Annotated in this window: 12 protein-coding genes and 1 pseudogene; 6 read left to right on the forward strand and 7 right to left on the reverse strand. The window is 51.3% G+C overall.

Translation table 11 applies throughout. The annotated features are described in order from the left end of the window. From ACETWG_11500 to ACETWG_11515, 4 genes are all read left to right on the forward strand, one after another. A partial coding sequence (locus ACETWG_11500) for a DNA alkylation repair protein (GenBank protein ID MFB0517211.1) occupies positions 1-244 on the forward strand: 244 nt, incomplete at its 5' end. Then, the gene (locus ACETWG_11505; protein MFB0517212.1) at positions 241-831 is read left to right on the forward strand and encodes a DNA-3-methyladenine glycosylase I; all 591 of its coding nucleotides are present in this window, start codon (positions 241-243) and stop codon (positions 829-831) included. The genes ACETWG_11500 and ACETWG_11505, both read left to right, overlap by 4 nt. 83 nt (positions 832-914) lie before the next feature. After that, complete coding sequence (locus tag ACETWG_11510) at positions 915-2102, forward strand: M20 family metallopeptidase (GenBank protein ID MFB0517213.1); 1188 nt, start codon at positions 915-917, stop codon at positions 2100-2102. A gap of 43 nt (positions 2103-2145) precedes the next feature. Continuing rightward, complete coding sequence (locus ACETWG_11515) at positions 2146-3321, forward strand: cation diffusion facilitator family transporter (protein MFB0517214.1); 1176 nt, start codon at positions 2146-2148, stop codon at positions 3319-3321. Between the two features lie 260 nt (positions 3322-3581). On the opposite strand, the gene ACETWG_11520 is transcribed toward ACETWG_11515, so the two are convergent. The 4 genes from ACETWG_11520 to ACETWG_11535 form a co-directional block, all read right to left on the reverse strand. Continuing rightward, a complete protein-coding gene (locus tag ACETWG_11520) occupies positions 3582-3722 on the reverse strand; it encodes a 30S ribosomal protein THX (GenBank protein MFB0517215.1) in 141 nt (46 codons plus the stop codon). Between the two features lie 111 nt (positions 3723-3833). Further along, the gene (locus ACETWG_11525) at positions 3834-4244 is read right to left on the reverse strand and encodes a cupin domain-containing protein (GenBank protein MFB0517216.1); all 411 of its coding nucleotides are present in this window, start codon (positions 4242-4244) and stop codon (positions 3834-3836) included. A 70-nt stretch (positions 4245-4314) separates the two neighbouring features. Beyond that, entirely contained in the window at positions 4315-5100 is a 786-nt protein-coding gene (locus tag ACETWG_11530; GenBank protein ID MFB0517217.1) for a ZIP family metal transporter, read from the reverse strand. Between the two features lie 71 nt (positions 5101-5171). Further along, positions 5172-5345 (reverse strand): hypothetical protein, encoded by a 174-nt coding sequence (locus ACETWG_11535; GenBank protein MFB0517218.1) that lies wholly within the window; start codon positions 5343-5345, stop codon positions 5172-5174. Positions 5346-5940: 595 nt separating this feature from the next. Between ACETWG_11535 and ACETWG_11540 the strand changes: the two are divergent. Beyond that, positions 5941-6201, forward strand: a pseudogene (locus ACETWG_11540) (transposase). Positions 6202-7313: 1112 nt separating this feature from the next. On the opposite strand, the gene ACETWG_11545 reads toward ACETWG_11540, so the two are convergent. From ACETWG_11545 to ACETWG_11555, 3 genes are all read right to left on the reverse strand, one after another. After that, on the reverse strand, positions 7314-7922 hold the full coding sequence (locus ACETWG_11545) for a hypothetical protein (protein ID MFB0517219.1): 609 nt from the start codon (positions 7920-7922) through the stop codon (positions 7314-7316). A gap of 18 nt (positions 7923-7940) precedes the next feature. Continuing rightward, positions 7941-8468: a hypothetical protein gene (locus ACETWG_11550; protein ID MFB0517220.1), complete on the reverse strand. Its 528-nt coding sequence runs from the start codon at positions 8466-8468 to the stop codon at positions 7941-7943. A gap of 348 nt (positions 8469-8816) precedes the next feature. Continuing rightward, a complete protein-coding gene (locus ACETWG_11555) occupies positions 8817-9317 on the reverse strand; it encodes a winged helix-turn-helix domain-containing protein (protein ID MFB0517221.1) in 501 nt (166 codons plus the stop codon). Between the two features lie 856 nt (positions 9318-10173). Between ACETWG_11555 and ACETWG_11560 the strand changes: the two genes are divergently transcribed. Beyond that, on the forward strand, positions 10174-11565 hold a 1392-nt coding region (locus ACETWG_11560; GenBank protein ID MFB0517222.1), incomplete at its 3' end, for a Ser-Thr-rich GPI-anchored membrane family protein.

An 11565-nucleotide genomic window follows, 5' to 3' on the forward strand; every position in this document is an offset into this window, starting at 1 on the left:
CTTCTTCCAGCGCATCCTGGCTGCATCGACCGACAGCCGCAATATGGTGAAAAAGGCCGTGAACTGGGCCTTGCGGCAGATTGGCAAGCGCAATGCTGTCCTGAACAGGCGGGCCATCGCCGTGGCCCGGGAAATTCTGGCCAGGGACAATCCCACTGCCCGCTGGATCGCCAGCGACGCCCTCCGCGAACTGCAAAGCGAGGCAGTGCAGAAGCGGTTGCCAGACAATGTAGCCAAGGTATGACCGTCACAGAACAGTCAGGGGCAAACGCCATCACCCGCTGCTGGGGGGACGGCGATCCCCTGATGGAAGCCTACCACGATTCCGAGTGGGGACGTCCCGTCCACGACGACCGTACCCTGTGCGAGTTCCTCCTGCTGGACAACTTCCAGGCCGGACTGTCATGGCGGACTATCTTGCATAAGCGTGAGAATTTCCGCCGGGCCTTCGACGGCTTCGATCCCTACAAGATCGCTGCCTACACTAATGTTGACCGTCAAAGGTTGATAGCCGACCCCGGCATCATCCGTAACCGGGCCAAGGTCAATGCCGCCATCACCAATGCTCAGGCCTTCTTGAAGGTGCAAAAAGAGTTTGGCTCGTTCGACCAGTATATCTGGCAATTCACGGATTATCAGACCATCCGGAACCCCGGGTATACCGCCTGGGAAGATATTCCAGTCTCCTCCCCGGAATCGGATGCCATGTCGCGGGACCTGGGAATCCGGGGATTCAAGTTCGTCGGGACCACCATCTGCTATGCCTATATGCAGGGCATCGGCATGGTGGATGACCATCTGCTGACTTGCTTTCTCTACGGCCAGCTCTGATCCTGATCTAGGCCGTCATGCCAGTTCGGCCTTAACTTTGATAGCATAGCTTAGAAGCAAACATCCTGAGGCAGTCAAACCGTATGCCTGAATTAAACATTCACCCTACCATTGCTGGGTTGGAGGAGAAAATAATCGCCTTCCGGCGGCACCTCCACCAGCACCCGGAGCTCGGCTTCCAGGAAGTGGAGACCGCCCGCTACATTCTGGAACAGATCGAGGACGTCGACTTGGAGATACGCCACCCGGTGGCCACCACCGGCATCGTGGCTACCATGCGCAACGGCCGGGGACCTTGCATCGCCCTACGAGCCGATATGGACGCACTCCCCATACAGGAGACCAGCAATGTCCCTTACCGGTCGGTCAACGACGGTGTGATGCACGCCTGTGGGCATGACGGGCACATGGCCATCCTACTCGGCACTCTTCTGGCCCTGGACCGGCACCGGGATCAATGGCAGGGGGTGATTAAGTTCATCTTCCAGCCATCCGAGGAGGGCAACGCCGGGGCGCGCCACATGCTGGCGGAAGGAGCCCTGAAAGACCCGGACGCAGAGGCCATCTTCGGCCTGCACTTATGGAACTATCAGCCCTTCGGTACCGTTGGTATTCGGTCCGGGCCGGTACTAGCAGCGGCCGACGAATTCGAGATCATTGTCAAAGGCGTCGGCGGACACGCTGCCATGCCCCAGGGCACTATCGATGCCGTCTATGTAGCCTCCCAACTGGTCGTGAGCCTGCAGTCCATCGTGAGCCGGAACCTCGACCCTTTGGAATCAGGGGTCCTGACCATCGGGCAGATTCAGGGTGGCTATAACTTTAACATCATTGCCGATAAGGTGACCCTGAAAGTGACCGCTCGGGCCTATCGCGAGGAGGACCGCCAGATCATCAAGCAGCGGTTGAAGGCCGTCTGCGAAGGGATATCCGCCACCTATGGTGCTGCCGTCGAGCTGGATTACCGCGATGGCTACCCACCCACCGTGAACGATCCCGCAATGACGGAGGTGACTGCGCGGGCTGCCCGCAGAGTGGCCGGTGATGCGGTCGGTGAACCCTTCCTCTCTATGGGCGGTGAGGATATGGCCTATTTCCTGCAAGCAGTCCCGGGCTGCTTCTTCTTCCTGGGATCAGCTAAACCGGAGCATAAGCCCGCCGAAGTACCTCATCACTGCTCTCACTTCGATTTCGATGAGGGCGCCCTGGTGGTGGGTGCCAGCGTTTTCATAGAGATCGTCCGGGAAATGCTCCCGGTCCCTCCCCCATGATACCGGAAAGCCAGCTCCCGAAAGTCAACCGTTGAGTTATACCTTGATATCTGAACTGATCCTGAAGCTAGCCGTTCCTCGTTACCAGGAAGCCAGAGATCCTGCGGTACGGACCCGCATCGGGCAACTGGAGGCCTGGGTGAGTATAGTAGTCAATACTGTGCTCACCGTCATAAAGTTGTTTCTGGGGCTGGCAATCAATTCGCTGGCACTCATTGCCGACGGCGTCCACACCCTCTCTGATGTGGTCACTTCGGTAGTGGTTCTGGTAGGCTTTAAGATTGCCGGCAAACCGGCTGATAAGGAGCATCCCTTCGGTCACGGCCGGGCCGAGTACGTCGCCACTATCATTATTGCCGTGATGCTGGCAGTGGTGGGATTCGAGTTTATCAAGTCCGCTATAGGCCGGCTGATCGAGCCGGTGCCCATTGCAGCCGGTTGGCTGGTAATGATCATCATTTTCCTCACCCTGCTGGTGAAGGTTTGGCTGGGACAGTTCTCTATGGATCTGAGCCGGCGCATCTCCTCATCCACACTCAAAGCGGATGCCTGGCACCACTGGAGCGACGCCATCAGTTCCGTGCTGGTGCTGGGAGCCGTCGGCGGCTGTGCCTTAGGCTATCCCGCCCTGGATGGTATCGGCGGGATCCTGGTCGGCGCGTATCTCATCTGGTCAGGTTTCGCCATCGCTAAAGAGGTGATTGATCCCCTCCTGGGAGAACCACCAGCACCGGAACTGATCGGACAAATCCGCGAACTGTGCCGCCAGCAGGCACTCGTGATCGATGCTCACGACATCACCGTGCACAACTATGGACACCACAAATTCATCGCCACCCATGTAGAAGTGAGTGACCGCCTATCAGCACAGGAAAGCCACGATGTTGCCGAGAATGTAGCCGATTCTTTGCGCCGGGAACTCGGAGCCTATGCCACTGTCCACGTTGACCCGATTGATCTGGAGAACCAAGTAGTCCACCAGGTAGCCAGCTTACTCGATACGCTGAGCAATCAATCGGAGATCTTCTTGAGCTTCCATGACCTGCGAGTGGTGAACATACCTGAGCGCCAGGTAATCCTCTTTGATATGGTTGTGACTCCGGATGCCAGCGCGGGGAAAAAGCATGCCACCCAGCGCTGGGTCCACCGGGAACTGCTCAAAGCTTTCCCCGACACACTCATCAAGATCCAAATCTGCCCTCCGCATACCTACCGCTGACCGAAAGCGAATCCGGCTTCCCAACTAGGGGTCGCTAGGTCCGGGATAAATCGACGGCACCGAGCCCGTAATCGCGGGGCTTGCCTAGGTAATTACCGTGCCGCCAGGGGCAGGAATGGTACTGAGGAGGTAGCAGTCAGTCTGCCAGCAAGTGGCTCAAAGAAGGCCGGCCTCGTCCACGCGGAGGCAGTGGCCGATAACGGATGCTCTCCAGACGCCGTGAATCAGGGGCCCGTCAACAGCACATCCCCACCGTCAGCCTACTCTTCTTTCGCCTCGGTGGCTTTCTTAGGCTTCGGTGGCGGCGGCATGGCCCGCTTAGGCTTCTTGCGCCGCCGCGTCCTGCCGTAGCTGCCCCGATACAGCTTTCCCCGACGCGTCCGCTGGTCGCCCTTGCCCATAAAAATCCCTACAACTTGCGTTTGACTATCCTGGCTATCCTGTAATTTACAAAATAACCCCTACTGGGCTATCCCCAACTCGGGCTTTAACACCTCTGCTAATCACACTTCTCAGACAGCCTTATTGTCCGGATAGACAACCGTATCTGCGGGATCACGCATCCCCACCGCCAGGTAGATACAGTCCTCCTCAGTCCGATTCAGAAGCTGGTGCGCCGGGCCGCCCGCCTTTAACGAGATGGCATCACCGGGACCCACTTCATAACAATCCTCGCCGACCCGCAGCGTCGCTTGTCCCTCCAGAACCAGCAGGAATTCTTCCTCGTGGGTATGGTAGTGAAAACGCGACGAAACCTGCCCGGGGCGCATGCGACAATAGTTCACTCCGATTCGTGCGGCTCCTGTGGCCTTGCCCAGGCGCCGCCGCGTACGGTACTTCTCCGCCGGCTGGTCCAGGTAGTGGCGCTCCTCGTCCACCTCGCCGAGATTCTTGATAAAATGCGGCCGCGTAGGTGAAGACATATTTCAGCTCCTGAAAAATTCCATCTGAAAATAAATACAGGCTCACCAGCCGGTCGGGCAGAACGTTGGCCTAGGCCAGCGTTATGTCCAGGAACATCATGACCATGAATCCCAGCAGCAGCGCGAAAGTGGCCAGGTGTTTGTATCCACCACGGTGGGTTTCGGGGATGATCTCGTCACTGATGATGAACAGCATCGCCCCTGCCGCAAAGCCTAGGGTCCAGGGCATCAGCGGCTCCGCCAGCCAGACCGCAGCGCTCCCCACCAGCCCCCCGACCGGCTCCACCAGCCCGGTCAGCAGGGCCACCAGGAAAGCCTGCCTTTTCGGGTAGTCGATCGCCCGCAGCGACGCTGCCACCGCCAGTCCCTCCGGCAGGTTCTGCAGACCGATCCCGGTGGCCAGCGAGATGCCGTTGCCCACATTGCCGCCGGCAAAGCCCACGCCCACCGCCATCCCCTCCGGAAAATTATGCAGCGTGATCGCGATGATGAACAGCCAGATACGGCGCAGTACCGTCGCCGCTGGTCCCTCCACCCCTGCTATGAAATGCTCGTGCGGGACGAACCGATGGATCATCCAGAGCACTAGCGCCCCGAGCAGCAGGCCGCTCATCACGATCGTCACCGCCAGGGCCGTGTGCCGGAATTGGCCTTCCGCGTATTCTATGGCGGGCAACAGTAGCGAAAAAAACGACGCGGCCAGCATGATCCCCGCCGCCGCACTCAGCATGATGTCTTCCGTCTTAGCGGATAGTCTCCTGATCAGGAAAATGCCGAGTGCCCCGACACCGGTCCCCAGGCCGGCAATCAGGCTGGCCGTCCAGCCATACCAGATGATATTCACTGATTCCGTCATCGCTCCTTATCTATCAAGCCTCAATGCGCTATCTTCGGCGCGCCAATAATGCTGAAGGTAGTACCCAGGGTTTATCGTCGGCGTAACGCCCCACCCACGACAATGATACTGGCCGTCGCGCCGCCTCTCAGAATCGGCAGCATCTTATCCCAGGATCCCTGCTCACGCAGGACCAGCGCAGAAGCAAGTATCACTGCCGCCCAGATAATGGCCAGCCCTATTACAGCAACCTGTGATCGATCCATATTACCACCGATATATGCTTCCCTGAAAATAAGACTTCACCTCAACCATCCTCAACTGTTCCGACCATAACTCCGTGACCATCATCCTGAGCTTAGCCTGCCCTGAGCGAATCCCACCGGCGCATCGAAGGAGCAGCGAAGAATCTCAACCGCTGCAGTAGGCGAGTACCGCTGTACGCCCTTCCGGTTCTCCCACTCCCTTCAAAAGTTTTACCCCGTCCGAAGGCGGGGTCTAAAGTCCCGCCGCAGGTGTAATCCCCAGCTACGGCTGGGCCAGCCGACATAACTTGTCCCGAGAGCACAGCGATTCGGCCACCTGTCCCCAGCCCGGCCCCTGCCGGACACAGCAAATCCCTTAGCCCCAGATTTCAATCCGGGGTATCCGTATTCCCACTAGGCTTTTCCCCTTGAATCTTCTATTGGCATTCCAGATGTCTTAATCTTAAAGGCGTGATAGACCGTTCTTGCCTTGGGAAGGTAGAAGCCCGTGAGAGAGCCTGGGTCGTCACGCCTTGTTCCTGACTAACCCGAACAGTTGAGTGGGCCGCCCCTCCATCTGGGGTAAGCCCGCATTTGCAAGGATGGGAGATCCAGGATGAAACAGAAAGCGGAAGCCCCCTGTGTTGGCATCGATGTATCCAAAGCCACACTGGATATCGGTGTCATTCCCTCTGGAGAAAGTTGGTCGGTAGCCAACCGGGGAAACGATATTGCTATCCTGGTCAAGAAACTACGTCGGCTGAAGCCCAAGATCATTGTCCTTGAGTCCACCGCACGATTGGAAATGCTCGTTGTGGGAGCTCTGGCAGCCGCGTCACTGCCTGTGGCTGTGGTCAATCCGCGCCAGGTACGGGACTGCCAGATCATTGGTTGCAGTCTGACCAACAACTGATTATTATCGACTATTTGCTACCCCATCTTCTCCCGCAGATACTCTTTCAGCTGATCCATGCTCACCTGCTCCTGCTCCCTGCTGTCCCAGTCGCGAATGTATGACATCCAGAAGGCACTCTTGAATTGTTTAGCTATCCATAGCTTTATTTTGGCTCGCCGCGTGATCCCCAGGCCCTTGGCTTCTCTACCAAGGGACTGAACAATCCATACCTGTGCTCATCTTAGATATCCTGGTATGAGTTGATATTCGCTCTGGCATCAAGTTACTTGTTAAGCTCGTTAGTCTCCTGAAATCTACACCTCTTCCGGCCTTAATCGATTGATGATGACACCCATTATGATCTTGCCACTTTAAAATAGATCTCTTTTTTTGCTCTGATCTTTCTCTTTATCGCACTTTTTGTTTTTTAACAATCTGCCAAGGCCGGCATTCATACAATTCTATTAAGCAAAAATCAATAATCTTAAACTCTTATTACATCTTGTTAATAATTAAGTTAGATCGGGCTTCCTTGTCTACTTGACTAATGATCTATTCGTCTGCTGCATTAGCATGTTAGGTTTTTAAAATAAATCACCTATGTTCAATATGCTAAGTTGTATATTATATTAATTTTAAATTACAATATTTTTACAAATTTTTAGCTTTAAGATTTCGGTTTTAAGAAAGACCCTTATATAATGTTATTCCCCATAATAAGTTAATGAATACAACTATGATAAGAATCACAATTAAAAAATAGCGTATTAACTTATTAAAAGAATTTTTTTTAATTAGAAATAAGTAAAAAATAACGGGGAAACCAATTAAAGTAATTATGTATAATGGAGGTGCAAATAGCCAAAGCTCTCCCGGAATTAGCCAAACGAGCCTTGGTACATGCGGTATAAGAATATTTGAGTCTTTTATTAAATGCCAAAAATAAGCAGCTGGAATAGCCCAGCTCCATAAAATTACAGTTAATAATATTGTATTTAATATGCGAGCTGGGCTAAAGTAATTTACTTTTTCTTGTCTTTTCAATAGAAATGAAATCTATTAGACCATTTAATCCTTATTAATATTAAATAAAATTATAGCCTAAATTGACTCAGCTTCTGAGCTAAATTATCATCATCACCAACACTATTAATACAGTTTATAATCGAAGCATCTATGGATTTCTTAACCAAATCCATTAAACCAACTAATGCCTGCGCCCTTTCATCCGTTCCATTATATATTTGCGTATAAATTACATCATTAGTGCTTGGGTCAATAAAATCGAGCTTTATTTGGATGCTAGAGTTGGCGCCAACATTAATTAATCCAGCGTATCTACTTGCTTGAACACTTAACAGCTGCAAATCAACTTTTATTTCTCCTTCTCCTGTTCCAACCCATTCGTGACCGGATGAGGTTAACAGAACATTCAGACCTTCAAACAAAGCTTCATCTATCGGTCTTTCTTCATATAAATTATAGGTGTGAATACCCTGTTTAAAGGTTGCCAATAAACCGATATCAGAACTTTTATCTGCAAAATCACCCTGGCTGAATTTAACAGCTGGTTGAACATTTGCTAGCTTATTGAGGCCATAAATATTAGCATCAAAATCAGGTAGTAATGGTACATATACAGTGTGCATACACCCCGCGATCATGATAAAAACCAAAATTGAGAGAAAAAAGTTGCGCTTCATGATTCACTTCATCCTATATTAGTTTGTATTAAGAGAGATATTATTTTGAAAAGGATTTTTATTTACAAGGAATTTACCTTTATTAAATACGATCTTTTCCTTTGGAAATATAGCGCCAATAACAAAACCCCCTCCTAATCCTATGCCAGTAATAATAGCGATAACTTGACCCCCATTTTCTACTTCAGTAAATGGGTCTGCTTCAACTTGCAAGACGGCCGATATTGCAGAAAGTAAAAATAAAGCACCCCCAAACAGAGCGCCTTCAATGGCATGGTTGCCTACTTTAGCTTTGACATACTGGATTTCGGTCAATGGAAAGGTAATATTTTCCGAAGTTAGTTGATTTATAAAACTTAAAGTTTGGGCGGTAAAAACAAGATCTGTACCATTAAATCTTGACCTGTCATTTTTAATAATAAGACCCTTTGAAAACCTCCTTACCGGCCCATTTTGGTTTGAGATTGATTGAGCATTAGAAACAGAGGGGTAGAAGAATAATATACAAAGGGATGAAACAATCGAGAAAACTATTTTTGATTTCATGACGCTTACCATCATTATAAGATATTAGATATTTATTTCGTTCATATTTAATTTAAAAATAATAGCAAAGTATAATTTATAAAATGTAGCCTAAATGTAACAGATTTAAAATGCATGAATTTAGTATTACATTTATATAACCCCGGCAACTCTAACTATTTAGAAAGCTAATTTAAAAAATTATCATTATGCAAGAAAATAATTGTAACGAGCAAGAAATAAGACACCCTCCTTGTTGCCCTTAATACTGGATACTAATTGCAATTAGCTAACCGCTAATCCGCCAGCCGGCGTAATACACTATCATCCCCAGTACCCCATACCAACCATCAGATCGATGACGATACGTTAAAAGAACCTGGGGATGTTATCCTTCACCTTGGACAGGAGCTCACCGGCGAGCTCATTTCTCAGACTCTGATATGCCTGCTGGAGAAGTTCTTCCGGTGTGGAAGACGAGCCCAGAATCCTCTCAACACGCCCTGGTTTAACCTTCTTTGTCCTCGGTGGCGAGTGGAATGCCACAAACTCAGGGTAGCGGTTTAGTATCTTGACGTCGATGCGATCATGTCCTTCATTGTGCAGTTTCCTGCCGCGATCCGTAATCTGGAAATAACCCTGCCTTGGACTGGATAAAACCTTGGATTGGATGAAGTACGCCTTCGCCCAATGTATCCTGTTATCATATTTGGTCTGCTGACCACTGGGCAGTAATTCAGCGAGGTCCTCTTCAGTCATGTCAAACGCATCTACCAAGCGTACTCTTGCCTCACTGATTGAATGCTCTTTGCCATCCGCGGCAAGATCCAGCAGTGGTTTGAAGAAGGACTGGAAATCAGGTACCGGCATTGATGCCTCTCCTATTTTAGCCTATATGAGAGCAAACATCAGTCTGAATGTAAGTTACACATTGCTGGTAGATATTTGCATCCAGTTTAAGGAATTAGCGCCTGACCGGCCGGGATATACCGCTCATTTTTCCCCTATCTCGCAAACCTCACGCAGGACAACATCCCCCGTAAACCGTCATCCTGAGTTTCCCCCGCGTAACGAAAGGTAGCGGGTCTGGCCGAAGGATGACTTTAGTTCATTATAATACCCGAGTCACACTGAGGCTCTCGAAGTGCGACTCGGGTAGCCCGATGGTCCTCCCAAATCGTATCTTCTCGCCAACCCAAGCATTCCATTCCCCATGTTCATCGACTACGCCCGGATCATCATCAGGCGCGGAGCGTCATTCTCGTTCTTCATTCTTCAATATTCAATCGACAATCTTCAATCATCATTCATTCCCGCGCACTACACTAATGTAGATTCCCTTCATCCCATACTTACAGTCATCGCGAGTCCGGCAGCTGGCGGACGTGGCAATCTCTGCCGCTCCTTTCTTCCTGGCTGACCGCTAATTGCTAACGACTAATCGCTGACCTCTCCTCGCCCTTCGTTTTCCTCTGCGCGTCCTCTGTGGTTTTCTTATTTGATTTGTTCGTCTCCGGCGCGAGAACCCGACGGATACGTGTAGGGTTTAAGCAGAGGCGAGGTAATTAAGCGTGGCTCATAGGCCTTTCCAAGTGTGCGGATGAAAGCTAAAGCCCACAGGTCAGACTGAAACTGTGTTGACTCAACAAGTATAGCGGTGTAAAATTGGAAAAAGCATATGCCAGAAGCCCCTTCAGTGGGCAAATCGGGAGTATTGGTTTAGACTATGACCCGAAGAGTATCTATTCCATATAAACTAACGAGGATAGCCTCGTTTGTCCTCCTTGTTCTTAGTATTAGTTGCGACATTTCTCCGCCAGACATTGTTATTCTCCAGCCCCAGGCAGGTAAATCCTACTACGGCACACTGCCCTGCGATCTTAGAGTTACGGATAATAAAGGTGTTAATAAAGTTGAAGTATTTTTAGATGGACGATCTGTATACTTATTTACAAGTGCACCATACAAGGCGGATATTGAATTCTCGGGATATGATGGCACAACAGTTGAATTCAAAGCCGTTGCCCAGGATGATGCCGGGAATTTTGCAGAAGAAACCCGGAGCGTAAAACTCTATCAACTACCTCCACCTGCCTCCCCTATTCTGTCCACACCACCCAACGGTTCTACCATTTCAGATGACACGCCCACGTTTGACTGGAGCGATCCTACCTACGCCGTCGGTTACGAACTGATGGTGGACAACGAAAGTTCCTTCACCTCTCCTGAAATTTACGAGACCAACCTCAGCAGCAGCACCTATACTCCGTCCTCAGGCCTCAGCAGTGACACTTACTATTGGAAGGTGAGAGCCAAAAATAGTGCTGGTGTCTGGGGGAACTGGTCCCCAATCTGGAGCTTTACCATCGCGGGCAACATCGTGGTTATCGAGCCCACCAGTTCCACGGTTTGGGACCTTGGCCAGCAGAACGTGACCATCAGTTGGGATACTGGCAACTTGGGCGGCACCGTAGACATCCACCTGTATAAGGGTAGCACCCAGGTGCGCACCATCATCACGGGCACCAGCAACGACGGAAGCTATACCACCTGGGACTTGCCGACCGACCTGACGCCGGACACCGACTATCGCGTGCGGGTCTACCAGGATGCCAGCCACTACGACTACAGCGAATACTTCACCATCGCGGGCAACATCGTGGTTACTGAGCCCACCAGTTCCACGGTTTGGGACCTGGGCCAGCAGAACGTCACCATCAGCTGGTATACCGGCAACCTAGGTGGCACTGTGGATATCCACCTGTACAAGGGCACCAGCCAGGTAGAGACTATCGCCACCGGCACTAGTAATGACGGAAGTCACACTACCTGGGACGTGCCCACAAGCCTGACCCCGGACACCGATTACCGGGTTCGGGTCCACCAGGATGCCAGCCATTACGACTACAGCGATTACTTTACCATCGCGGGCAACATCGTGGTCACCGAGCCCACCAGTTCCACGGTTTGGGATCTGGGCCAGCAGAACGTCACCATCAGCTGGGATACCGGCAACCTGGGTGGCACTGTGGATATCCACCTGTACAAGGGCACCAGCCAGGTAGAGACTATCGCCACCGGCACTAGTAATGACGGAAGTCACACTACCTGGGACGTG

It is taken from the genome of Candidatus Neomarinimicrobiota bacterium, from assembly GCA_041862535.1.
Lineage (GTDB): Bacteria > Fidelibacterota > Marinisomatia > SCGC-AAA003-L08 > TS1B11.